Here is a 23,421-nt window from a genome sequence, read left to right as displayed (position 1 = left end):
ATCGAATTTATTTTACGTTGGGATAGCGCGCAGTCGAGCTTCACGCGCCGATCGCCAGCGAGGCGATGCCGCCTGGCACCAGCACGAAATGGAACTTGAGGGTGACGGGACTGCCGGGGAAATTCCCCGACACGACAGCGCTGAGTTCGCACTGCGCATCGTCGCCCACCATGGCAAGCGGCTCGATGGTGGACTGATAGCGCGTGGCGGTGTCACGCACCCAGGCGGCGATTTCCGCGCTGCCGCGCCGGGTCGCTCCCTCGTCACGCACCGTGCCATCGGCAACGAAACAGGCGGCGACGCCTGCGGCGTCCTGGTCATTCGCTGCCTGGATATAAGCCGCCACGGCGGATGGCAGCACGGGGGAAGGCGGCAAGGTGGAAGGCTTCTTGTTCATGGTGTTCTCCTTGAGTGTTTTACCCAGTGTAGGGCCGCTCACCATGGCGAAAAACTAGCGGTACAGGGATGCTCGATGAACCTGTGGTTCATAATGAATACGATGAGCTCGCTAGAATTGATCCGGCTGTTCCTGGCCGTCGCCGAACACCGCAGCTTCACGCTGGCGGCCAGGCGCCTCAATGTCAGCCCGACCGCCGTGAGCAAGGGCGTCCGGGCCCTGGAAAACCGGCATGGCGTCACGCTGTTCACGCGAAACACCCGCAGCGTCTCGCTGACCGATGCCGGCACCGCCCTGCTGGGCGAGCTGAAACCCGCGGTGGACCAGATCGATGGCGCGTTCGCCGAACTGGCCCGGTTCCAGGCCCGGCCGTCCGGCCATCTGCGTGTCACGGCGCCGCGCGCATTCGGTTTCCTGCTGGCGCGCCACCTGGTGCCGCGCATGCGGGCGAAGTACCCGGATATCACGTTCGACCTGTCGCTCGACGACGGGCTCGTCGACCTGGTGGCGGCCGGCTACGATGCCGGCGTGCGGCTGGGCCAGGCGATCGCGCAGGATATGGTGGCCATCCGGCTCAGCCGCCCGCTGCCCTGGTCCATGGTGGCATCGCCCGGCTACTTCGCCCGGCACGGCGAGCCAGCCGCGCCGCGCGACCTGCTGGAGCACGCGGCCATCCGCTATCGCTTCGCCACCGCAGGCGTCCTGCCGCCCTGGCGCTTCACCGGCAGCGAGGGCGAGATCCAGATCGATACCCCAGCCGCCCTGTGCGCGAACGATACGCGGTTGATCGCCGAGCTGGCGCGCCAGGGCCTCGGCATCGCCTGCCTGCCCGACATCGAGATCGCCGGCGACCTGGCCAGCGGGAGCCTGGTGCGCACGCTGGGGCGCCATGTCCCGGAAACGTCCGGCCTGTACCTGTACTTCCCGATGCGCAGCCAGAACCAGCCGAAGCTGCGCGCGCTGGTCGACGAGGCCGCGCGGTTGGCCGGCGAGGGCGTGCTCGACGCGGTGCCGCAGTGACGGCGCGCGCCCGCCTGCAAGCAGCGCCTCGGCTATACTGCCGGCCATGAACAGCTCCATCATCACGACGGCCCAGGCAGCGAAAATCCTCGGCGTCTCGGCGCGCACGGCGCAGCTCTGGATCGAGAGCGGCGTGATCCCGTCGTGGAAGACGCCCGGCGGCCACCGGCGCATGTACGAGTCCGATGTGCTGGCAACGCTGGCACAGGGTGGCGACGTCAAGGCGCCCGGCTGGGAAGTGCTGGTGCTGGCGCCGGCACGCCACCATGCGAACTGGTACGGGGCGTTCACATCGCTGCGGGCGGCAGGCATATCCTGCCTCGACAATCCGGTTGCCGCCGCGGTGATGCTCGGCGCCACCGTGCCGGACATGCTGGTGGTGCAGGTTGAAACGGCGGACGACCTGCTGCCGGACTTCCTGGCGGCGCTGCAGGACGTACCGCTGCTGAACCGCCTGCGGCTGGTGATCGCGACCGGCCTGCCGCGCGCGCGGATCGCCGCCATGGTGGGTCCCGACCTGCGCTATACGCTGATCCCCCTGCACACGATGCCGGAGCACCTGACCGAGGAACTGGCGAAGCATTCGCCGCTGAAGCCGGGCATCCCGATGCCCCTGCCCCCGGCGCTGCTGGATGCGCCGTTCCCGGTGGGCGCCAACGAAGCCGCGCGCCTGGCGGCGGTGCACCGCTCGGGGCTCCTGTACAGCGCGCGCGAAGCAACGATGGACAATATCGCCGAACTGGCTGCCCTGAGCCTGGCGATGCCGGTCGCCCTGATCAGCATCATCAGCGAGGACAAGCAATGGTTCAAGGCACGGGTAGGGCTCGAGCTGCAGGAAACGCCGCGCGACTGGGCTTTCTGCAACCACACGCTGCTGCAGTCCGGTGTCCAGGAAATCTGCGAACTGGACACCGATCCCCGTTTCGCGGACAACCCCGCCGTCGCGGGTGCGCCGCATTTCCGCTATTACGCCGGTGCGCCGATCGTGGACGACCGGGGCTTTGCGCTCGGCTCGCTGTGCGTCATCGATACCAAACCACGCAAGCTCGGCGCCGACGGCACGCAGATCCTGGGCCGCCTGGCGCGCCAGGCATCGTTCGAAGTGAGCCGCGCCATCCGCTCGGCGGCCGGGCGCAAGTAAGGCATCGCGCGAGGACAACGAACGGGCGCCATTCGTCAACCCGCGCGCGCGGTCCCCCTGGCGCAGGCCGACGGCGTTTTCCCGAACAGCTTCTTGTAGTCGCTGGAAAACTGGCTGAAGTTATCGATGCCCCAGTCCGCCGCCAGCCGGCCGATGCCGCGGGCATGCGGCGGCTCGTCGCGCAGCATGCGGCGGATGGCGTTGAGCCGCAGCCTGCGCAGGTACACCACCGGGCTGACGCCCAATACATCCTCGAAGCAGTATTGCAGCGTGCGGCGGCTGACGCAGGCGTGTTCGCACAGCTCGGGAATACTGACCGCCCGGTCGCGGTGCAGGTACAGGTAGTCGCGGCATTTGGCCACGATGCCGCGGCGCCGCTGCTGGCTCTTCAGCGCGGCCGCTTCGATGCTGGTCGCACCGAGCATGCGCAGCAGCGTGTCCACCACGCGATGCCGGGTGGCCCCGGCCGATGCTTCGTCGCAGCCGTCGCCGTCGCGGGCACCGTCCAGCAAGGCGGACAGCATGCGCAGGCAGGCGGCGCGGGCGGCCGGGTCGACGCGCAGGATTTCAGCGCCGTCGAGCCCCGCCAGTCCTTCCTCGCAGCCCAGCTGCCGCGCCCTGTCCTCGCACAGGCCGCGGCTGACCACGATGCCATAGATATCGTGGTCGCGCGGGGTGACCAGTTCGAAGGCCTTGCCGCCCGGCCGGGCCATCACCGTGGCGGCGCCCGCCTTGCGGCCGTTGATGCGGCTGGCCTCCAGCTCCAGCGGCAGGCCGAACCACAGCGCATCCTCGCGTACGCGGCACGCCTGGTGGACCGACTGGTTGATGCGCTCGCGGAACACCTGCACGCCGGGCAGCTGCCATTCATCCAGCGCGCCGACGAAGGCGCCGCACGTGATCTGGTCGTAGACCTGTTCCCAGCCGGTGAGATGGCGTGCCAGGTCATCGGCATCGTCGGCCGTGACGCGCCGCAGCAAGCCGGGTTCCACCGAGCGGCAGGAAGGTGCGGACGTGGTTTCAATCTGGTGCATGACTGGTTCACCTTGGGACGGGGTTGCCGGCGGCGGTGCGGGTGGCCGCCGCCGTGGTAAATGCGCCGCACTGACGGGAACTTTGCCGATTTCCACTAACGTTGTCGAGCGAAGCTTTCCTACACTCGATTTAGCAATTTGCGTTCCACGATGCTTCCCGCGTGGGGCATGTCAATGCATGAGCCAACAGGAGAACAGCATGAACATGGCAGGCAAACCGGGCGCGCCGGCGCTCAGGCAAACGCTGGGCACTGTCCAGCTTTGGGGAATCGCCGTCGGGCTGGTGATCTCCGGCGAGTATTTCGGCTGGAGCTATGGATGGGCTTCGGCGGGCACGCTGGGCTTCACGGTGACGGCGATCTTCGTCGCGCTGATGTACACCTGCTTCATCTTCAGCTTCACGGAACTGACCACCGCCATCCCGCGGGCCGGCGGCCCCTTCGCCTACAGCAAGCGGGCGTTCGGCGCCACCGGCGGCTATCTGGCCGGCGCGGCCACGCTGATCGAGTTCGTCTTCGCGCCGCCGGCAATCGCGCTGGCGATCGGCTCCTACCTGAACGTGCAATTCCCCGACCTGGATCCGAAATGGATCGCGGTGGGCGCCTACCTCGTGTTCATGACGCTCAACATCGCCGGCGTGCAGCTGGCGGCCACCTTCGAGCTGCTGATCACCGTGCTGGCCATCGGCGAGCTGCTGGTCTTCATGGGCGTCGTCTCGCCCGGCTTCTCGATGGCCAACTTCGTGCGCGGCGGCTGGGCCGGACAGGATGGCTTCAGCATGGCGGCGGTTCCCGGCATGCTCGCGGCGATCCCGTTCGCGATCTGGTTCTTCCTGGCGATCGAAGGCGTGGCGATGGCGGCCGAGGAAGCCAAGGACCCGCAGCGCTCGATCCCGATCGCCTATATCGCCGGCATCCTCACGCTGGTGGCGCTGGCCATCGGCGTGATGGTGTTCGCCGGCGGCGTGGGCGACTGGACCAAGCTGTCGAACATCAACGATCCGCTGCCGCAGGCGATGAAGACCATCGTCGGCGCGGACAGCGGCTGGCTCCACATGCTGGTCTGGCTCGGCCTCTTCGGCCTGGTCGCTTCCTTCCACGCCATCATCCTGGGCTACTCGCGGCAGATCTTCGCCCTGGCGCGCGAAGGCTTCCTGCCGCGCCGGCTGGCGACCATCCATCCGCGCCTGCATACGCCCCACCTGGCCGTGCTGGCCGGCGGCGTGATCGGCATCGCCGCCATCTTCAGCGACCAGTGGGTGAGCTTCGGCGGCCAGACGCTGACAGCCAATATCGTCACCATGTCCGTGTTCGGCGCCATCACGATGTACATCGTCAGCATGCTCAGCCTGTTCAAGCTGCGCCGCACGGAACCCGACATGGTGCGCCCGTGGCGCGCGCCCGGCTATCCGTGGGTGCCGGGCTTCGCCGTCGCCGCGGCGCTGGTGTGCCTGGTCACCATGGTGTACTACAACTTCCTGATCTTCTGCGTCTATCTCGGCTTGCTGGCCGCCGGCTATGCCGTATTCCTGCTCGGCCGCGACAGGCACCCCGCCGCCCCCACCGTGGAGACCATCTGATGCCCCGCACCTTTGCCCACCTGCTTGTTTCCCTCGCCATCGCCTCCTGGGCCGCCGGCGCGGCCGCCCAGGATGCCCCGTGGACGCTGTCCGGCAACCTCACGCTGGCATCCGACTACCGCTTCCGCGGCCTGACGCAGACCCAGAAACGGCCCGTGGTGCAGGGCACGTTCGATGGCGTGCACTCCAGCGGCCTGTACCTCGGGCTGTTCGCCTCCAGCGTCTCGCAGGCGGCCTACAACAACGGCAGCGGTACCGAGATCGACGTGTATGGCGGCTACCGCTTCGCCTGGGGCGACGGCAACAATATCGATGCCGGCATCGTGACCTACTGGTTCCCCGGCGCGGGCTTTCAATCGGGCGGCCGGCATATCGACTACGATACGCAGGAAGCCAAGCTGGCCGTCAACCTGGGCAGCGTCAATGTGACGGGCTGGGTGGGCCTGAGCAAGCACTGGTTCGGTTTCTCCGCCGATCCTTTCAGCGGCCAGCCAGTGGCGACCCGGGGTACCAGCTACCTGGAAGTCAACTGGTCGCCGGAGCTGGCGCCCGGCCTCGTGCTCAACCTGCACGCTGGCCGGCAGCACTTGCGGCACCTGGGCGATTATGATTTCACGGACGTGAAGATCGGCGTGACGAAGCAGTACAAGGCCTGGTCGTTCAGCGTGGCCGCCATGCACAACGATGGCGAGGCGGCGCGCGGCGCCGTCCCGCTGTGGACATTCTTCGATGCGGATGGCACCGGCAAGCACGTGGCAGGATCGGCACTGGTGGTCAGCGCGTCGCAGACGTTCTGACCGTCATCTCAACAGTGGAGCTCGACAGCAATGCCGCAATACTCCCATACCGTCGGCGCCCGGACCTATACCTTCGCCGGCTTGCGCGAGCTGCTGGCAAAGGCCACGCCGGCGCGCTCGGGCGATTACCTGGCCGGGGTGGCGGCCGGCAGCGCCGAGGAGCGCGTGGCGGCGCAGATGGCGCTGGCCGCCCTGCCCGTCACCACCTTCCTCAACGAAGCGGTGGTGCCCTATGAAACGGACGAGGTCACGCGGCTGATCGTCGACGGGCACGACGCCGCCGCCTTCGCCCCCGTGCGCCATTTGACGGTAGGCGACTTCCGCGACTGGCTGCTGGGCGACGAAGCCGATACGGCCGCGCTGGCGCGGCTCGCACCCGGCATCACGCCGGAGATGGCGGCCGCCGTGTCGAAGATCATGCGCATCCAGGACCTGGTGCTGGTGGCGCGCAAGTGCCGGCCCGTGACGCGCTTTCGCAACACGATCGGGCTGCCCGGCACGCTGTCGACGCGGCTGCAGCCGAACCATCCCACGGACGATGCGTCCGGCATTGCCGCCAGCCTGTTCGACGGCCTGCTGTACGGCAGCGGCGATGCGGTGATCGGCATCAATCCGGCCACCGACAACGTGGCCCAGGTGATCCACATCGTCGGCATGCTCGACGAGATCATCGCCCGCTACGCCATTCCCACCCAGTCGTGCGTGCTCACGCACGTGACGAACACCATCGCCGCCATCGAACGGGGCGCACCGGTGGACCTGGTGTTCCAGTCGATCGCCGGCACGCAGGCGGCCAATGCCAGCTTCGGCATCGACCTGGCCCTGCTGGGCGAGGCGCGCGCCGCCGCCCTGTCGCTCGGGCGCGGCACCGTGGGCAACAACGTGATGTACTTCGAGACGGGCCAGGGCAGCGCCCTGTCGGCCAATGCCAACCACGGGGTCGACCAGCAGACCTGCGAAGCGCGCGCCTATGCCGTGGCGCGCCGCTTCGAGCCCCTGCTGGTGAACACCGTGGTCGGCTTCATGGGCCCGGAATACCTGTACGACGGCAAGCAGATCACGCGCGCCGGGCTGGAAGACCATTTCTGCGGCAAGCTGCTGGGCCTGCCGATGGGCTGCGACGTGTGCTACACGAACCATGCCGAGGCCGACCAGGACGACATGGACGTGCTGCTGACAATGCTGGCCACCGCCGGCTGCACCTTCGTGATGGGCATTCCCGGTTCGGACGACATCATGCTGAACTACCAGACCACGTCGTTCCACGATGCGCTGTACGTGCGCCGCGCGCTGGGGCTGCGGCCGGCGCCGGAGTTCGAAAGGTGGCTGCGCGACCTGGGCATCTTCACCGCCGACGGCGAAGCGACCCTGGGCCGCACGCTGCCCGCGCCGTTCCAGCATGCTTTGCTGCAGCTTTCCTGAAGGAGCCCGCCATGCCGGATCCCCTCGGCAAACCCGACCCCTGGCAGGGGCTGCGCCAGTTCACCGCCGCGCGCATCGCGCTCGGCCACACGGGCGTCAGCCAGCCTACCGCCGCCCAGCTCGACTTCCAGCTGGCCCATGCGCGCGCCCGCGACGCCGTCCACCTCGCGCTCGATGCCGAAGCGCTGGCACGCGAGCTGCAGGCGGCGTGGCCGGAAGCGGGCCCCTGCCTGGCGCTGCACAGCGCCGCGGAAAACCGCCACGTCTACCTGCAGCGGCCGGACCTGGGCCGCAGGCTGGACGCGGCGTCGCGTGCGCTGGCCCGGCGCGATCCGTCCATCGCCGATACACGGCCGTTCGACGTCGCCTTCGTGGTGGCGGACGGTCTCTCGTCGCTCGCCGTCGCGCAGCACGCCGCTCCGTTCCTCGCGCTGCTGCGCGAACGGGTGCAGGGCGAGCCCTGGTCGGTGGCCCCGCTGTCGGTGGTGCGGCAGGGGCGCGTGGCGGTCGGCGACGAGGTCGGCGAACTGCTGGGTGCGGAGCTTGTGGTGGTGCTGATCGGCGAGCGGCCGGGCCTGAGCTCGCCGGACAGCATGGGCCTGTACATCACGTGGATGCCGGCCGTGGGCCTGACCGACGAGCGGCGCAACTGCATCTCGAACGTGCGGCCCGCCGGGCAAACCTATGGCGAGGCGGCGGCCCGGCTGCATTACCTGCTGGCCGAAGCGCGCCGGCGGCAGCTGACCGGGGTGGGGTTGAAGGACGAGAGCGGCGCCCCCGCGGCGCTGGCGGTGGATGGAAGCCGGAAATTTTTGTTGTGAGCGTCCTGCTGTGAGCGTGACCGGCGCGGGCTGCGCGCGAAGCGTCAGCGCGGCCTGGACCGGGGTTTGACCGCGGGCGCGGGCCGGGTCGGGGACATGTCGACGTGGGTGATCGACACCGCCACGGGATCGCTGGCGGGGAACGATTCGTCCAGCGCCTCGTCCAGTTCGTCATCTGGCACGCTGGCCGGTCTGGCGTCGGCGGGAACCGGGCGTTTCGCCGGCTGGTGCTGTCGAGGGGTCGTCATGGGGCACTCCCTGGTCGGAAAATCCCATTCTAGGCCGGGCATCGGCGCGGCGCCCATGCCTTAAGGGAGAGGTGCGGACCTCCGCGCTGTCCAGCTTGCCCAGCGAGGAGGCGGTGCGAGGAACTTTTTGCAGCTGTCCCCGCGCAGCAACCTCCGGTCGCCATGGCGGCGTGATACTTGGTTTGCCTATCGTCAGGCAACCCACCATCCACGGAGAGCACGCCATGAAACCATCCGCACTGTTCCGCCCCGTCCTAGCGATTGTCTTCCTCCTTGCCGGACTGGCCCAATCGGCCCGTGCCGATATCGTGACCGTCACCGGCGATACCACCGGCAGCCCGACCTTCGACCGCCCGCTTGCCGATTTCACCGCCCTGTCGACGAACGGCATCGGTTCGCACTACGACATCATCGAATTCACAGTCGCGGAGAGTGGCGAGTATGCGTTCTACGGCACGGGACTCTTCGACACTTTTCTCTTTCTCTACTATGGTTTCGATCCCGCGACCCCGCTGATGGGAGGACTGGCCGCCAGCGATGACTTGTTCAGCGCTAATTCCTCAGGCTTCGCGGACGAGTTGATCGGCGGCGAAGAATATGTACTCGTCATGGCCGGGTTCAACAACGAGCAGTTCGGCGCGTACAGCGTGACCATCACCGGGCCGGGCGCAATTTCGCTGGTGCCCGAGCCGGCATCGTGGCTGATGCTGGGCATCGGCGTGCTCGGGCTGGCGCTTTGCCGCCGGGTGCGGTGACGGGGCTTGGATGTAGCGCCGTCCGGTCAAGCGTTAACCCCGCACATCGGAAGAGCACGCATTCACCCCAACGGCGAACGGCTGGGGTCAGACCCGCCGGGTCTGACCCCGGAATTTGCAGTTGGGGTGGACTAATCTGAACGGCATCCCTGATCCCGATCTCCCGGGCCACCTTCCTTGATGCGACGGCGATGTAGCGGGTCGCATCAGTGCAAACGTTTTCTCAAACTGCCGCAAGAATGCCAGTGCGTGCAGGCTTTCCTCCTTTCCCACACCCCTGAACACTCCCCGCAACACTTTTGCAAGTCGAAGTTAATCGTTTTCCTGATTTTGTTGACTTCAAGCTTTCTCCTGCCTACGATCGACGTAGCTAATATATCAGGAGACGATCATCTTGCACCCTTCATCCTTCCCTCATTACTTCCCCCATCGCTGGGAGAACACGGCGGCCTCCTCCTCAGGCATGCCGCCGGCCACCGGCCCGCGCGCAAGCAGGCCGCGGTGCCGCTCAATCGAGCCGACGACGGCTTTCTTGAAGCATTGCTGCGCCTGAAGGCGGCGCCGGGCGGCAGCTGAAACAAGGGGCCGGAGCATCGGGATCGGCGCCGCGGGATGGACCGCGGCGGCCGCTACCCGGGCCCGGCTGTTTTTTGAACAATTGGAGGAGACCAGATTGAACAAGAGCGAAATCGCAGGGGCCGGCATGGCCATGGAACCAGAAGGAGCCCGCACCGCAGGAGAAGGCCCGGCCGCAGCCCGAACCCTGCCGGCGCGCAAGCGCGTGGCCGCGGTAGTCGCGCTCGCCGTCGCGCAGTGGGCGTCGCCCGCACTGGCCCAGGAAGCCAGGGACGCCACGCAGGCTGCACCAGCCACGCAAACCGCACAGGCATCGCAAGCCAGGCTAGCCACGGAAACCGAAGCCCAGCCCGATCCGAACCGGCTGCAGTCGGTGGTCGTCACGGCCAACAAGCGCGTCGAAAAACTCGAGAGCGTGCCGATGGCCATTTCCGTGCTGTCGGAGGAAACCCTGCAGCGCAATAACGTGCGCGAGATCGAGGATGTCGTCGCGCTCACGCCATCGCTGACCCAGGCTTCCGGCACCACCGCCGCCAACAACGCGCTGTTCATGCGCGGCATCGGCACCGTGTCGGTCGGCATCGGCGTGGAATCGGATGTTTCGGTGATCATCGACGATATCCCCATCGCCGTGCAGTTCCAGGCCTTCCGCGACCTGGCCGACGTGTCGCGCGTGGAAGTGTTGAAAGGCCCGCAGAGCACCCTCTTCGGCAAGTCGGCCGTGGCCGGCGCGATCAACATCGTCACCAAGCCGATCAGCGGGCCGGTCGTGTACCGGGGCAGCGCCTACTATACCAACGACCACGAATGGCGCCTGGCCGCTTCGGTGGGCGGGCGGATGACGGACACCTTCGGCATGCGCATCGCCGTCAACAAGAGCGACATGCCGGGCAACTTCACCAACCTGACCACCGGCGAGAAGGTCAATGGATCGTCCGGCAAGACCATGATGGCGAAGTTCACGTGGACGCCGATACCGAACCTGGACATCGACTTCATGCCGCAATATAACGAGCAGTCGAACACGCGCGGCGTCACCGCCGTGAACGCGTTCTACCGCACCACCGGCTCGGCCGCCAACGGCGACCTGGCGCGCGTGCCGGTCGACCTGTCCACCGCCTACATGAACGGCAATCCGCAATTGCCGGCCACGCTGGTCCTGGCCGGCATCGATCCCACCAATCCGGACAACCGGTCGGTGCGGCGCGACTTCCCAACCGGGATCAGTTCCCGCACGACCGGAACGGGCCTGAAGCTGTCGTACACCCTGCCCAACGACGCGGTGCTGATGTCGATCTCGTCCTGGCAGCGCTACAAGGCGAACGACTCGCGCGACCAGGACTTCACGGACGTGCCGACCATCGCCCGCCCCGGCGAGACCCGCTTCACCGTCGGCAACAGCCAGTTCGGCTCCTACGACATCCGCTCGAAGACCCAGGAATTGCGCCTCGTCTCGCCGGACGGCGGCGCCCTGCGCTACGTGGCCGGCCTGTGGTGGGCCCGCAACGAGATCGACCGCCACTTCATCCGCGGCTTCTGCGTGGCGCCGGTACGCTGCGCGGCCAACTCGCCATCGAGCCCCACCAACTATTACACCGACATCTACAACGTGAACAAGGCCGTGTTCGGCCAGGGCACCTGGGACTTCGCGCCCACCTGGACCCTGGTCGCCGGCGTGCGCCGCAACCTCGAGGAATCGGGCTTCAACTACGAGCGCAGCTTCTACACCGACCAGCTGGACCGCTCCACCTTCGTGCCCGGCCCGGTGGGCGTGGACGTGTTCAGCAGCAGCGGCAACGAGGACTGGGCCACCACCGGCAAGCTGAGCCTTCAGAAGCAGCTCAACGCCGACTGGATGGTGTACGCGATGACGGCCACCGGCCACAAGGGCAAGGCCTACGATGTGACCAGCGGCCTGCGCGCATCGGCCGCCTTCCCGGTGGATCCGGAAACCAGCCGCACCTACGAGCTGGGCGCGAAGGCCAACCTGTTCAACAACCGCCTGTCGATCGCCGCGACGGTCTACAAGACCGACTTCGAGCACTACCAGCAGAACACCTCGTTCGTGCTGCCGGACGACCCGACCATCTACACCCAGCTCCACTCGATCCCGAAAATCCGCACCAAGGGTTTCGAGCTCGACGCCAACATGCTGCTGTCGGCCAACTGGTCGGTCAACGCCGCGCTGGCCTACACGCGGCCCGGCATCGTCGACTGGAAGAACGGCCCCTGCTACCAGGACAACACCAATCCCGCGATCGGCGGCACGGGGCTGGGCGAAGGCGGTTCGCTGGGCGGCTGGAACCGCCAGTGCTTCCCGATCCGCGCCGGCGCCACCACCGGCATCCAGGACCTGTCCGGCGGTGTGTTCCCGGGCACGCCGAAGATCAAGGTCAATATCGGCAGCAACTACGACATGCGCTTCACGTCGCTGCCCTTCCGCGCCTTCGTCAACGGCAATGTGCGCTACCAGGGGGATTACCAGACCAACATCAACAACGATCCGCGGTCGGTCAACGCCGGCTACACGATCGCCGACCTGGGCTTCGGCATCCGCGAAGCGGGCGACCGCTGGCGCCTGAGCTTCCGCGTCAACAACCTGTTCGACCGGTTCTACATCCCCAACGCGAACGCCAGCGGGCCGAGCTTCCGGGCCGGGCCCACGTCCACGTCGCCGAACATCACGGTCGACAGCTGGGTGCCGCCGCGCGATGTGTTCCGCTACTTCAGCGCCAAGCTGGATGTGAAGTTCTGACCGTTTCGCTCCGCGGCCGCGGCGCCGTCCCGCAAGGGGGGCGCCGCAAAGCGGGACGTCAATGCTGCGACGTCACTGCGGCGCCGTCAATCTTTGTAGATCGGCCCGGCCAGCACGAACGGGCCGCCCTGGAACGTGGCGGCGATGTCGTCCGCCGGCGGCCAGGCGCCGGCTTGCGGGAAGCGTTCGGCATAGGGCCGCGAGCTGTGCTTCGGCACGAATCCCAGGTGCGCGGCCTGCCGGTTGTCCCACCAGCGCACGGTGTTGTCGGACACGCCGAACGTGATCGTGTGGCCGACGCGGGGTGTGAACAGCGCGCAGCGCACCAGCTCCACCAGGTCTTCGTGGGCAAGGAAGGTGACCATCATGCGCGCGTTGCGCGGTTCCTCGAACGAAGAGCCGATGCGCAGGCAGACGGTCTCGATGCCGAAACGGTCGTAGTAGTAGCGCGACAGGGCTTCGCCGAAGCACTTCGACACGCCATACAGGCAGTCGGGGCGCAGCGGCGCGCTGGCGTCGACCACCTCGGTGGTGGGATAGAAGCCGACCACGTGGCTGGAGCTGGCGTAGATCACGCGCCTGATGCCGTGCTTGTGGACCGCTTCATACAGGTTGTGCAGGCCGACGATATTGGCCTGCACGATCTTGCTGGCCTCTTCTTCGACGGACACGCCGCCGAAGTGAAGCACGGCGTCCACGCCGTCGAGCAGCGCCAGCACGGCGTCGCGGTCGGCCAGGTCGCAGCGCACGACTTCCTCGCCGGCCTGCGCGGCGGGGATGTCGCGTACGTCGCTGACGCGGATCACCTCCGCCCACGGCTTGATGCGCTCGCGCAGCAGGGTGCCGAGGCCGCCGCCGGCACCGGTCAGCAGCAGGCGTTGGAAGGGTTTGGAGGAGGGTTCGTGGCTCATGGGTTGGCTCCGTGGTGAAGGAAAACGTTTAACTTAATTCCGCCGAGTATAACTGAAGCGTGTAGCGGGTCAATGGTGTTAACTAGCCGATCCGCCCCCCCGGCCACGTGCTACTCGGCGTATCGGAGGCACAAGCATTCACCCCAGCGGCGAAGTGCTGGGGTCAGACCCAGCGGGTCTGACCCCGGAATTCGCTCTTGGGGTGGCTATTAATCATGCAGACTTTACTTTCCCAACGTCATATCCTATATTTTTAGAAAACGTTTAACAAAATGGAGACACGATGCGCCTTGTTTTCCCCCTGCTGGCGGCCGCGAGCCTGTTCGCCGCGCCCGCCCTCGCCCAGCAACCGCTGCAGCACAGCGTCGCGAAGGCCTACCCGCAACTTGAAACGCTGTTCCAGAAACTGGTGAAGGAACGGGAGGCCATCACGATCGACGGCCAGGCCGCCCTGAAAAGCAAGGACAAGTTCTTGCCCGGCAAGATCGCCACCGGCCTGGCCGACCTGCTGGTCCACCTCGACCCAGCGGATCCGCGCCTGCCCGGCATGCTGCGCGACTATGCCGGCCTGGCCGACCTGACGATCGGCATGGAGAACGAGACCTGGGGCATCTACTACTACATCGGCGCGCTGTACCGCCTGAAGCAGGTCGGCCTGCTGGAGCGCGCCGTGCGCCCCGCCACGCTGGCGAAACTGCGCGATCGCCTCGACTGGCGCACCTTCGTCCGCCAGCCCGGCTTCGAACTGGTCGACCTGCCGACCAATTACTACGGGGTGGCCTTCAGCATCGCCCGGCTGCGCATGCTGATGGGCTGGGAAGACCAGGGCGCCAGCGAAGTCCTGCTCGACAAGATGCTCAGGCACTATGCCGCCTACTCCGGCGAGTACGGCTTCAGCGACGAGACCGATGGCCAAGGCCGCTTCGACCGCTACAGCATCCTCCTGAGCGCCGAGATCTGCGAACGCTTCATCGAGACCGGCATGACGGTGACGCCGGAACTGAGGGCGCTGCTGCGCAAGTCGGCCGAGGTGGCCCTGAACAGCGCCACCGCCAACGGCAGCGGCTTCACCATGGGCCGCAGCCTGGGGCCCTACGGCGAGACCGCCATGCTGGAGATCCTGTCCACAGCGGCCTACCTCGGCGTGTTGAGCCCCGAGGAAAAGGAGTACGCCTATGCCTACTCGGCACGCATCGCCGAGCGCTACATGGATTTCTGGTACGACCCGCGCATCGGCTCCGTCGACCTGTGGAACCAGGGGCGGCGCACCGACACGTACCGCGGCAAGCACCGTATCCTGGGCGAGAACTTCTCGCTGCTGCACCAGCTGATCGCCACCAGCGAGATGTGGGACCGCGCCGGCATGAAGGGCGTGGCGCCGCGCAAGGATCTCGCGGAATGGCTCGACCGCACGCGCCCGAAGTTCAGCCTCACCCGTTTCGCGCGCGGCGAGTACGACCGCGCACTGGCGATCTGGCGCGACAGCGGGCATGTCTTCAGCCTGTCGCTGATCAACGGCGGCCAGGGCCAGCATGCCAACAGCCCGTACTATCCCCTGCCCTTCGCCGACAACGTCGTGGCCGGTATCGCCGACAGCGGCTACGCCCATCCGCAACTGCTGCCCAAGTTCACGCTGGCGGACGGCAGCGAGCTGATGGCCACAGCGTTCATGAAGGATATCCAGAGCAGCGCGCGGGGCGCTGGCCATGCCGTGACGTACCGGCAGGACGAGCTGACCCGCCTCGGCAAGAACCTGCCGCAGCAGGATGCCCGCATCCGCGTCGAAACCGAATACACGCTGCAGCCGGGCGCCATCACGCGCACCGACCGCTACATCCCTGCGGCACCGCTCGACGTGGCCGATCTCAGCCTGGAGTTCGCGTCGTTCTCGGCCGGCGCCGCGCTGGAAGGCGGCACGGTGCGCTTCAAGGAAGGCGCCGTGCATGCCTTCGAAGTGCGCGGCCCCGCTAACTGCACCGTGCAACCGGCGGGCGACAGCGCGCTGTACCGCGCCCCGTATGGCCCGATGAAATCGGTGGTGCGGTGCCGCGCCGGCGCCTTCGCCATGCGCGAACCGCTGGTGGTCAGCTGGACCATCCGGTACCGGTAGGCGGACGAAAAGATGGCCGTCAGGCGGCCATCCCGGGCCGGGACGCTGCCCAGACGCTGTCGCTGCGGCCCGCCGCAACCCTGCGGCCGGTACGCCGCGCCATCGCCGCGAACGCCAGCGCGCCGCCACCGGCCACCAGGTCGACGGCCAGCGTTGCCGTGTCGGCCGACACCCACCAGGTTCCCGGCACGAGCCAGGCGGCCAGCGACAGCGCGGGGATGAACGCAGTGGCGATGGCGGCGCCCCAAAGCAGGTGCACGCCGGCGCGCGCCGCGCCCGCCACGAATGACCACGCCACCGCGCCCAGGAACACCGTGTAGTAGACCACGCGGTGCCATTCGCCCGGATCGGCGACGACGCCGTGCAGGCCCTTGGCCGCGGCGATCGCCAGCGACACGGCGCAGATGCAGCCCAGGCAGACGCCGACCGTGGCCGCCGCCATCCACCGGGTGGCGCGGCGCTGCTCGACGGGGCCATGGCCGGCCCGCTCGCTGCGCCGCCGGCTTTCGACCCACAGCAGGTTGCCCGTGTAGAACAGGAAGGCGCCGGCCAGGCCCAGCACGAAATACGCCCACGCCACCGTTGGCCCGCCGAAGCTGGCGAAATGCAGCGCGAAGAAACTGGTCAGCGTGGCCGCCGATCCTGGTTGCAGTCCCGGCGTGTAGTCGGTGCCGCCGATGCGGCCCGTATAGGGATCCATCAGGATGAAACCGCCCTCCGGCGTCCGGGCGATATCGGTGGGCGCGCGCCCCCACACGCGCATATTCGCGCCGGGCTTGCCCACCCGCGCATAGTGCAGCGCGACGGGCTCGAAGCCGGGCGCCGCGGCACGGGCGCGCGCCACCAGTTCCGCAGGCGCCAGCAACCTGGCCGGATCCGGCGCCACGCGCGGCGGCTTCGGCGTGCCCGCGCGCCACAGCGCGTCGATCTTGCCGTCGTACAGGGCAGTATCCTGCGCGGCATACAGCCCGTCGTGGAAAGCAAAAACGGTGGCCGTGAGTGCCATGATCACGTGGAACGGCAGGCTGACGATGCCGATCACGTTGTGCGCATCGAGCCACATGCGCTTCAGGTTGCGGCCCAGCCGCAGTGCGAAGAAATCCTTGGCCAGCGTGGGCAGCAGCACCACCACCCCCGATATCAGCGCCAGCGCATACAGCGCGGCCACCACGCCCATCACCCAGCGGTTCGGATCGGTGTCGTACGGCAGGCCGACCACGCGGTGCAGCACGTCGAGGAATTCGGCCAGCTTTGCCGGCCGCTGTTCCGCTACCCGGACACTGCCGTCGGGTGCCAGCGTGGCGCTGAAATGGCGGTCGTTGCTGCGGTCGTGGTCGTCCGCGATGTCGCCGGCTTCATCCCAGCTCAGGCGCACGCCGCCGGCCCCGGTGCCCTCGTCGACCAGGTCGAGCCGGAAGCGATCCGCGGTGGCCGGCCGCGCCGCCAGCGTGGCGGCAATCAGTGCCGGCGCGTCTCCCAGCGGTACCGCCGCGCCGTGGATGCCCGGCGGCGTGGCCCAGCGCGACAGCGGCTCCTTGAAGACCGTCAGCGCGCCGGCATAGAAGGCGATGAACAGCGCCATGCCGGCCACGATGCCGGTCCAGGTATGCAGGGATTTGTAGGTGCGGATCAGTTCACTGCGCATGGCGTCACGGTCGGGTCAGGGAGTACAGCAGGATGCCCAGCAGCGATGCGCCGCCGAGCCAGGCCCACGCATGCCGGCCGGTGGGGAAGAAATACACGCCGCCGGCCACGCCGAGCCATACCGGCGGCATCAGCCACATCGCCAGCTGGGTGCGCGTCGGCGGCGCGATGGACTGGCCCAGCCGGACGAACAGCGCGCTGGCCAGCAGCGCCAGCACGAAGCCGCAGGCGATGCCGGCCAGGGTCTGCGCCCACCACGTGGCGGGCGTGCGCTCGCGCGCGCTCATGGCCGTGCGCGCCGCCAGGCGCCCAGGTACGGCCACGCGACGAACAGCAGCATGGTCCACGTGCAGAACAGGAACACGGCGGCCAGCGGGCGCCATGCCTGCAGCATGGCCGCCAGGGCCGCCAGCAGCGCCAGCGATCCCGCCACGCGCGCCGGGCGGGCCGGCAAGGGCCTGGCAAGCCAGCTCTGGTGCGGCGAAGCGAGGTAGATGGCCAGCGTGCCGGCGGCCAGCAGCACGAAGCCGATGATGGCGGCGGTCACGGGGCCACCCATGCGAAGGAACGTGACACTGTTGAATCATGAACCATGCGTGCATCCCCATTAAACGCAAATCGTTCTCATTATCATTCAATTATATGGGTGTTTTGGCAAGAATGACAGGGGGTGTTCTTGGCATGGCCGCGCCTGAGTCTGCGCCGTGGTTGATGCCGTCAAGTTAAGCATTACCCGACACATTGAAAGCGCATGCATACACCCCAACGGCGAACGGCTGGTGGCATGCCGGCGCGCTTGAGATATGTGGCGCCTTCAACTGGCCAAACAGCACCAGCCTCAATGGGCCACCTGCCCTTCCAGCAGCCGCTCGAAGACTTCGCGGGTCACCGCCTTCGAATAGAAATAGCCCTGGATGTAGTCGCAGCCGATGGCGGCCAGGGCATCGCGCTGCGCGCCCGTCTCGACGCCTTCGGCAATGGCCTCGATGCCGAGCCGGTGCGCCAGGTCGACGATGGCTTCGGTGAGCGCCTTGTCGCCGCTGTCGCCGGGCAGGTTGTCGATGAACGACTTGTCGATCTTCAGGTAATCGATCTCGAAGCGCTTCAGGTAGGACAGCGCCGAAAAGCCGGTGCCGAAGTCGTCGATCGACACCTTTGCCCCGGCGGCATGCAGCGTGCCGAGGCACCGGTTCACCTGCTCGGCATCGTGGACCAGCACCCCTTCGGTGATTTCCACGGTAATGCTGTGGTGGGGCAAGTTCGCCTGGACCACGCGGTCGAGCCAGGACAGCGGGCCGCGCTGCTCGAATTGCGATGCGGATATGTTGACGCTCAGTTCGATCACGCGGCCGTACATCCGGTTCCACCGCAACACGCTGGCGATGGCTTCCTCCACCACCCATTCGCTGATCTCCCGGATCAGCCCCGCCTCTTCCGCCAGCGGGATGAACAGCGCCGGGCTGACCATGCCGCGTTCCGGATGGCGCCAGCGCAGCAGCGTCTCGGCCTTGCGGATATTGCCCGTGGCAACTTCGACGATGGGCTGGTAGTGCACGGCCAGCTCATGGCGGGCCAATGCCTCGCGCAAGTCGTTGGTCAGCAAGAAGTTCACATGCGCCCGCTCGTGCAGCTCCGGCATGAAATACTGGAATTGCCCGCGTCCGGCTTCCTTGGACAGCCTTACCGCGTGCTCGGCATGCCTGACGAGCTGGATGGCATCGCTGCCGTTTTCCGGATAGACGCTGATGCCCACGCTGGCGGACGCGTAGGCCACGCCGTCCGGGTCGAGGTGCAGCGGCGCCGCCACGGCCTCGATCACGGCCTGGGCCAGCGGCTCCGGATGCAACTGCCCCTCGACTTCGTGGATCACGAGCGCGAACGCATCGCCCCCGAGGCGGCCCATCGTCGCATCGTCGGGCAGGCAGCCGGCGATGCGCCCGGTCAGCTCGATCAGCGCCCGGTCGCCCTGGGCGGCGCCGAAGCTGTCGTTGATGTCGCGGAAGCGGTCGAAATCGAGCTGCAGCACGGCCAGCGCCTCGCCGGCGCCGTGCGCCTTGCGGATGTCCTGTTCGAGACGGTCGAGGAACAGCCGGCGGTTCGGCAGCCCGGTCAGCGCGTCGAAGTTGGTCTGGCGCCAGATCAGCTCGTCCTTTTGTTTCTGGGCACTGATGTCGTGGAACTGGATCACGTGGCGGAAGATGCCGCCGTCCGGCTGGCGGATCATGCGGATATCGACGCACATGGTGGTCTCGGTGCCGTTGGCATCGCGGTCCAGCACTTCGCCCTGCCACTGGCCATCGGCCACCAGGTGCTGCCACAGGTGCGCATAGAAGCCGCTGTCGTGCATGGCCGATTCGAACAGTCCCGGGCGCGTGCCACGGGCCGAGGCCAGCGACATGCCGGTTTGTGCCGTGAACGCGGGATTGACGTCGACGATGCGGTTGTCGGCATCGGTGACGACGATGGCTTCCGGGCTGGTCTGGTAGATCAGGTTCGCCATGCGCATCGACTCTTCCAGCGCGCGGCGCTCGGTCACGTCCTGCACCGTGCCGCGCAGCTTGACCACCCGGTCGCCGTCGAGCACGGGGCTGCACAGCATGCGCACCCAGGTGCGCGGACCCGACGTCTCGAACTCCAGTTCCAGGTCGAACGGCTCGCCGCGCGCGATGGCCGCCGCGCAGGCTTGCTCGGCCACTTTCCGGTCGCTCACCTTGCAGCAGCCCAGGAAGAGTTCCAGCGTCAGCGGCCGGGCCGTCACGGCCTGGCAGATGCGCGCCACCTCGTCGGTCCAGCGCAATTGTCCATCGGCCGGGTCGAGCTCCCAGGCGCCGATGCGGGCCAGCGCGCTCATTTCCTGGAGCAGCCTGTCCTGCTCGAACAGCAGGCGTTCGCGCTCGCGCCGCTCGGTGATGTCGCGCGCCACGCCCAGCACGCCGAGCACCGTGCCGTCGGCGTTCCGGATCGGGGTCTTGATGGTTTCGAACACGCGCTCGCCGGCCTGGCCCGGCAGCGCCACGTGGTCTTCCGCCGTGAGCGCGCGGCCGGCCAGCAGCGCGGCGATGTCGTCGCGCCGGAAGCGTTCCCCCGCCTGCGCGCCGAACAGCGCGACATCGTCCTTGCCGATGATCTCTTCCTTGGGCCGGTCGAGCAGTGCCGTCAATTGCCGGTTGCAGGCCTGGTAGATGCCTGCGGCATCCTTCAGCCAGATCAGGTCCGTGCTGCTCTCGATCAGCGTGCGCAATTGCGCCTTCTCGTACTCCAGTTCGCCGGTGCGGGTGCGCACCGCCTTGCGCACCGACACCAGCCACGCACCCAGCAGCAGGACCAGCCCGCCCAGCACGGCCAGCGCCTGCAGCAGCGGGCGCCCGTAGCTGGCGAAGCCCAGCGGGCGTCCCATCCATTTGTCGTGCAGGGCGGCGATATCGTCGGGGCTGATGCGGGCCATGCCGCCCTCGACCAGCGCCAGCGTCGCCGCGTCGCCCTTCCTGACCGCCCGGCGCACCTGCGTTTGCGCGACTTCGACCGTTTTCATGTACTCGTCATGCACGCCGAGCCGGAAGAAATCGTAGTTGGCTGCGTTGTCGTCCATGCACAGTAGCTTGACGCTGCGATCGGCAAGCCCGGCAAGCAGCGCCTGGTACGACATGGTCCGCACATCCACGCGGCGGCGTTGCAGCCGCTCCACGCAGGCATCGTCGACCTGCACCGTGACCGCGAATCCTTTCAGGCTGGCGAAATCATGGATGCCGGTGATGGCCCGGTGCGCATAGATCGACGTCGTCACGTCCGCATAGGGCGCGGAGAAATCCAGGTACGCGGTGCGCCCTTCGGTGTGGAAAATGGTGTCGGCCACGTCGACCCGGCCTTCGCGCAGCAGCCGCTGCACATCGGGCCAGTCGACCGGATGCAGTTCGACCTTTATGCCCGTCTGCTGCTCCCACAGGCGCCACAGGTCGACCGAATAGCCTTCCAGCTTGCCGTCGGCATTGCGGAAGGCAAACGGCGGGTAGTTCCGTTCCAGCACCACGCGCAGGGGCGCGGCGAAGGCCGCCGTGGACAGGCAGAGGCCGATCGCCAGCAGCACGCGGACGAGGAAGGAAACAGTGGCCATGCCAGCTTGGCGAAGCGTATGCACTTCATGTATGAACCGTCATTCATCTGGCCAGCGCAACAGCGCGCCGTCACCAGGGAATGCAACTGAAAGTAAACAAGAGAGTACCGCATTGCAGCCGGCAAGGACGCATCGCACGGACTTGTTGTCACTGCTTGCCCTGCCTCACATCCCCTGGCGTCCCTTCGCCGCGCATGGCGGGCTCCACGACCGGCGTCGCCTGGCTGACCGCGGTCGGAAGCGCGCAGTGCTCAGCCATGAAAAGCCCATCCGTGCTACGCTGTCGCCCGCGTTTTCCACTCATCCCGAACGGCCCTGCCCACAGCGGTGCAGGGTCATCGAACGACTCCAAGGATTTTCCCGTGCTGCCCATCGTAAACCTCGTCCTCGGCGCGTACCTGATCTGGCGGTACGTCTGGACCTTGCGCCTCGGCGTGGCCGGCAAGGCCGCGCTGGCGGCCCTGCTCATGGCGCTGATCGAACATCACTGGCTGGTCGCCCGCGTCTTCGGCGGCACCATCGCGTCGCCGGAAATCCCCCGGGCCGCGCTGATCGGCGTCAGCGTGGCGTATGGCACGCTGGCCACGACGGCGGCGCTGCTCCTGCTCCGCGACCTGGCCGGCCTGGCGGCGTGGCTGCCGTCGCGCGCGGCCGGGCGGGCCATCCTGGGCAACCGGGCGGCACCCCATGCCTTCCTGGTCGCCAGCCTGGTCCTGGCCAGCATCGGTGTGGCGCAGGCCATCAGGGTGCCGGCCGTCAAGCGGATGGACGTCGCGCTGGCCGGCCTGCCGGCGGAACTCGACGGCTACCAGGTCGCGCACCTGACCGACCTGCACCTGAGCCGCCTGTTGCAGGCGCCGTGGGCCGCGGCGACCGTCGCGGCCACCAATGCCGCGGGGGCGGACCTGATCGTCATTTCGGGCGACCTGGTCGACGGCACGCCCGCCGCGCGGGCCGCCGACGTGGCGCCACTGGCCGGCCTGTCGGCCAGGGACGGCGTGTACGCGGTGGCGGGCAACCATGAATACTATGCCGACTACGTGGCGTGGATGCGCAAGTTCGACGAACTCGGCATCGCCATGCTGGAGAACCGCCACGTGGTGATCCGCCAGGGCTTCGTGCTGGCCGGCGTTCCCGACCTGATGGCCGCCCGCCACGGGCAGCGCGTTCCCGACACCGCCGCCGCCCTGGCCGGCAAGCCGGCTGGCCTGCCCGTGGTGCTGCTCGATCACCGGCCGGCCAACGTGCTGCACAACCAGCCGCTGGGCGTCGACCTGCAACTGTCCGGCCACACCCATGGCGGGCACGCCGTCGGCCTGGACTGGATCATCGCGCGCTTCAACAGGGGTTTTGTATCCGGGCGCTATGCGGTGGGCCGGGGGATGCTCTACGTGAGCAATGGCGCCGGGCTGTGGCCGGGCTTCCCGATCCGGCTGGGCAGGCCTTCCGATATCACGCTGATCACGCTGCGGACCGCGAAACCGGCGAACTGCCGGCCGGGCGCGGGAAATCAATCCATTCGCCGCGTCAGTGCACCGGCCCGCGCGTGCGCGCCACGGCGCCGTGCCAGCCGAGCCAGAGCGCCATCCGGTGCGTTACCCAGTAGGCTTCCTCGAGCGACGTCCAGCCGGAAAGCGCCAGCGCGCTCCGGTAGCGGACCAGCACATGGCGTTGTTCCGCCTGCGAAGGGGAGCCTTCGCCGCGTTCCCTGATGAGCGCACACAGCTGCTGCGCCAGGGCCTGGCAAGTGGCGAAACGGGCGTGATAGGCGGTGCCGCAATATTGCAGCGCGATGGCGTGTTCGTCGAACGCGGCATCGGGCGCCGCTACCGCATCGTCGATCATGTCGAGCACGTCGTCCGGCACGGGGAAATCGGCCGGCACGATGCTGTCGATATCGATCTCGGATCGATCCGGCGGCGGAGTCTGGGTGTGTTTCATGGGCATGCTCCCGCAATGACCGGCGAGCCTCCGCGCACGTGCCGGTCCGGTTGATCATCGTGGCATCGTCCGTGGCGCCGCGCCTTGCCGGGCGAAGCGCCCACGGACATCCTTCTATGCTGCAAGCATGCAATGGTAATGTAATCGCAACACAAGTCG

Annotated in this window: 19 protein-coding genes; 11 read left to right on the top strand and 8 right to left on the bottom strand. The window is 67.6% G+C overall.

Features of this window, described 5'->3' with window-relative positions; genetic code table 11:
- Positions 1-40: 40 nt before the first annotated feature.
- A complete protein-coding gene (locus OU994_RS13300; RefSeq protein ID WP_281611127.1) occupies positions 41-397 on the bottom strand; it encodes a nuclear transport factor 2 family protein in 357 nt (118 codons plus the stop codon).
- Between the two features lie 102 nt (positions 398-499).
- Here OU994_RS13300 and OU994_RS13295 point away from each other — a divergent pair, with 102 nt between their 5' ends.
- On the top strand, positions 500-1,417 hold the full coding sequence (locus OU994_RS13295; RefSeq protein ID WP_281611126.1) for a LysR family transcriptional regulator: 918 nt from the start codon (positions 500-502) through the stop codon (positions 1,415-1,417).
- 46 nt (positions 1,418-1,463) lie between these two features.
- A complete protein-coding gene (locus tag OU994_RS13290; RefSeq protein WP_281611125.1) occupies positions 1,464-2,558 on the top strand; it encodes a GAF domain-containing protein in 1,095 nt (364 codons plus the stop codon).
- Between the two features lie 35 nt (positions 2,559-2,593).
- Here OU994_RS13290 and OU994_RS13285 read toward each other — a convergent pair whose 3' ends face one another.
- A complete protein-coding gene (locus OU994_RS13285) occupies positions 2,594-3,592 on the bottom strand; it encodes a helix-turn-helix domain-containing protein (protein ID WP_281611124.1) in 999 nt (332 codons plus the stop codon).
- A 178-nt stretch (positions 3,593-3,770) separates the two neighbouring features.
- Here OU994_RS13285 and eat point away from each other — a divergent pair, with 178 nt between their 5' ends.
- The 4 genes from eat to eutC are packed head-to-tail and all read left to right on the top strand — an operon-like array spanning position 3,771 to position 8,211.
- A complete protein-coding gene (gene eat / locus OU994_RS13280; protein WP_373922589.1) occupies positions 3,771-5,171 on the top strand; it encodes an ethanolamine permease in 1,401 nt (466 codons plus the stop codon).
- The gene (locus tag OU994_RS13275; RefSeq protein ID WP_281611122.1) at positions 5,171-5,968 is read left to right on the top strand and encodes a TorF family putative porin; all 798 of its coding nucleotides are present in this window, start codon (positions 5,171-5,173) and stop codon (positions 5,966-5,968) included. Before eat ends, OU994_RS13275 begins: the two co-directional genes overlap by 1 nt.
- A 30-nt stretch (positions 5,969-5,998) precedes the next feature.
- Positions 5,999-7,390 (top strand): ethanolamine ammonia-lyase subunit EutB, encoded by a 1,392-nt coding sequence (locus OU994_RS13270; protein WP_281611121.1) that lies wholly within the window; start codon positions 5,999-6,001, stop codon positions 7,388-7,390.
- A gap of 11 nt (positions 7,391-7,401) precedes the next feature.
- Entirely contained in the window at positions 7,402-8,211 is an 810-nt protein-coding gene (eutC, locus tag OU994_RS13265) for an ethanolamine ammonia-lyase subunit EutC (protein WP_281611120.1), read from the top strand.
- A gap of 44 nt (positions 8,212-8,255) precedes the next feature.
- On the opposite strand, the gene OU994_RS13260 is transcribed toward eutC, so the two are convergent.
- On the bottom strand, positions 8,256-8,459 hold the full coding sequence (locus OU994_RS13260) for a hypothetical protein (protein ID WP_281611119.1): 204 nt from the start codon (positions 8,457-8,459) through the stop codon (positions 8,256-8,258).
- A gap of 224 nt (positions 8,460-8,683) precedes the next feature.
- Here OU994_RS13260 and OU994_RS13255 point away from each other — a divergent pair, with 224 nt between their 5' ends.
- From OU994_RS13255 to OU994_RS13245, 3 genes are all read left to right on the top strand, one after another.
- On the top strand, positions 8,684-9,214 hold the full coding sequence (locus tag OU994_RS13255; protein WP_281611118.1) for a PEP-CTERM sorting domain-containing protein: 531 nt from the start codon (positions 8,684-8,686) through the stop codon (positions 9,212-9,214).
- Between the two features lie 249 nt (positions 9,215-9,463).
- On the top strand, positions 9,464-9,790 hold the full coding sequence (locus OU994_RS13250; RefSeq protein ID WP_281611117.1) for a hypothetical protein: 327 nt from the start codon (positions 9,464-9,466) through the stop codon (positions 9,788-9,790).
- A 97-nt stretch (positions 9,791-9,887) separates the two neighbouring features.
- Positions 9,888-12,545 carry a TonB-dependent receptor gene (locus OU994_RS13245; RefSeq protein ID WP_281611116.1) on the top strand — a complete coding sequence of 886 codons (2,658 nt, stop codon included), beginning with the start codon at positions 9,888-9,890 and terminating at the stop codon, positions 12,543-12,545.
- A gap of 86 nt (positions 12,546-12,631) precedes the next feature.
- Here OU994_RS13245 and OU994_RS13240 read toward each other — a convergent pair whose 3' ends face one another.
- Positions 12,632-13,456, bottom strand: coding sequence for an NAD(P)-dependent oxidoreductase (locus OU994_RS13240; protein WP_281611115.1), 825 nt, complete (start codon positions 13,454-13,456; stop codon positions 12,632-12,634).
- A 283-nt stretch (positions 13,457-13,739) separates the two neighbouring features.
- On the opposite strand from OU994_RS13240, the gene OU994_RS13235 reads away from it, so the two are divergent.
- Entirely contained in the window at positions 13,740-15,566 is a 1,827-nt protein-coding gene (locus OU994_RS13235; protein ID WP_281611114.1) for a hypothetical protein, read from the top strand.
- A gap of 19 nt (positions 15,567-15,585) precedes the next feature.
- Here the strand turns inward: OU994_RS13235 and OU994_RS13230 are convergent, their stop codons facing one another.
- The 4 genes from OU994_RS13230 to OU994_RS13215 all read right to left on the bottom strand — a co-directional run bounded on the left by OU994_RS13230 (position 15,586) and on the right by OU994_RS13215 (position 21,321).
- Positions 15,586-17,211 (bottom strand): PepSY domain-containing protein, encoded by a 1,626-nt coding sequence (locus OU994_RS13230; RefSeq protein ID WP_281611113.1) that lies wholly within the window; start codon positions 17,209-17,211, stop codon positions 15,586-15,588.
- Positions 17,212-17,215: 4 nt separating this feature from the next.
- Positions 17,216-17,497 carry a hypothetical protein gene (locus OU994_RS13225; protein ID WP_131146482.1) on the bottom strand — a complete coding sequence of 94 codons (282 nt, stop codon included), beginning with the start codon at positions 17,495-17,497 and terminating at the stop codon, positions 17,216-17,218.
- Entirely contained in the window at positions 17,494-17,757 is a 264-nt protein-coding gene (locus tag OU994_RS13220; protein WP_281611112.1) for a hypothetical protein, read from the bottom strand. Before OU994_RS13220 ends, OU994_RS13225 begins: the two co-directional genes overlap by 4 nt.
- Before the next feature lie 291 nt (positions 17,758-18,048).
- On the bottom strand, positions 18,049-21,321 hold the full coding sequence (locus OU994_RS13215; protein ID WP_281611111.1) for an EAL domain-containing protein: 3,273 nt from the start codon (positions 21,319-21,321) through the stop codon (positions 18,049-18,051).
- A gap of 362 nt (positions 21,322-21,683) precedes the next feature.
- On the opposite strand from OU994_RS13215, the gene OU994_RS13210 reads away from it, so the two are divergent.
- A complete protein-coding gene (locus OU994_RS13210; protein WP_281611110.1) occupies positions 21,684-23,033 on the top strand; it encodes a metallophosphoesterase in 1,350 nt (449 codons plus the stop codon).
- Positions 23,034-23,421 lie beyond the last annotated feature (388 nt).

The sequence above is a fragment of the Pseudoduganella sp. SL102 genome (assembly GCF_027856995.1).
Taxonomy (GTDB): domain Bacteria; phylum Pseudomonadota; class Gammaproteobacteria; order Burkholderiales; family Burkholderiaceae_D; genus Rugamonas; species Rugamonas albidiflava.
This window is presented reverse-complemented; position numbering and strand designations above follow the sequence as displayed.

What these genes read in the sequence shown, in the direction of transcription:
- OU994_RS13300 (WP_281611127.1), bottom strand. Translation starts at nt 397, where the DNA reads ATGAACAAGAAGCCTTCCACCTTGCCGCCTTCCCCCGTGCTGCCATCC.
- OU994_RS13295 (WP_281611126.1), top strand. Translation starts at nt 500, where the DNA reads ATGAGCTCGCTAGAATTGATCCGGCTGTTCCTGGCCGTCGCCGAACAC.
- OU994_RS13290 (WP_281611125.1), top strand. Translation starts at nt 1,464, where the DNA reads ATGAACAGCTCCATCATCACGACGGCCCAGGCAGCGAAAATCCTCGGC.
- OU994_RS13285 (WP_281611124.1), bottom strand. Translation starts at nt 3,592, where the DNA reads ATGCACCAGATTGAAACCACGTCCGCACCTTCCTGCCGCTCGGTGGAA.
- eat (WP_373922589.1), top strand. Translation starts at nt 3,771, where the DNA reads ATGAGCCAACAGGAGAACAGCATGAACATGGCAGGCAAACCGGGCGCG.
- OU994_RS13275 (WP_281611122.1), top strand. Translation starts at nt 5,171, where the DNA reads ATGCCCCGCACCTTTGCCCACCTGCTTGTTTCCCTCGCCATCGCCTCC.
- OU994_RS13270 (WP_281611121.1), top strand. Translation starts at nt 5,999, where the DNA reads ATGCCGCAATACTCCCATACCGTCGGCGCCCGGACCTATACCTTCGCC.
- eutC (WP_281611120.1), top strand. Translation starts at nt 7,402, where the DNA reads ATGCCGGATCCCCTCGGCAAACCCGACCCCTGGCAGGGGCTGCGCCAG.
- OU994_RS13260 (WP_281611119.1), bottom strand. Translation starts at nt 8,459, where the DNA reads ATGACGACCCCTCGACAGCACCAGCCGGCGAAACGCCCGGTTCCCGCC.
- OU994_RS13255 (WP_281611118.1), top strand. Translation starts at nt 8,684, where the DNA reads ATGAAACCATCCGCACTGTTCCGCCCCGTCCTAGCGATTGTCTTCCTC.
- OU994_RS13240 (WP_281611115.1), bottom strand. Translation starts at nt 13,456, where the DNA reads ATGAGCCACGAACCCTCCTCCAAACCCTTCCAACGCCTGCTGCTGACC.
- OU994_RS13235 (WP_281611114.1), top strand. Translation starts at nt 13,740, where the DNA reads ATGCGCCTTGTTTTCCCCCTGCTGGCGGCCGCGAGCCTGTTCGCCGCG.
- OU994_RS13230 (WP_281611113.1), bottom strand. Translation starts at nt 17,211, where the DNA reads ATGCGCAGTGAACTGATCCGCACCTACAAATCCCTGCATACCTGGACC.
- OU994_RS13225 (WP_131146482.1), bottom strand. Translation starts at nt 17,497, where the DNA reads ATGAGCGCGCGCGAGCGCACGCCCGCCACGTGGTGGGCGCAGACCCTG.
- OU994_RS13215 (WP_281611111.1), bottom strand. Translation starts at nt 21,321, where the DNA reads ATGGCCACTGTTTCCTTCCTCGTCCGCGTGCTGCTGGCGATCGGCCTC.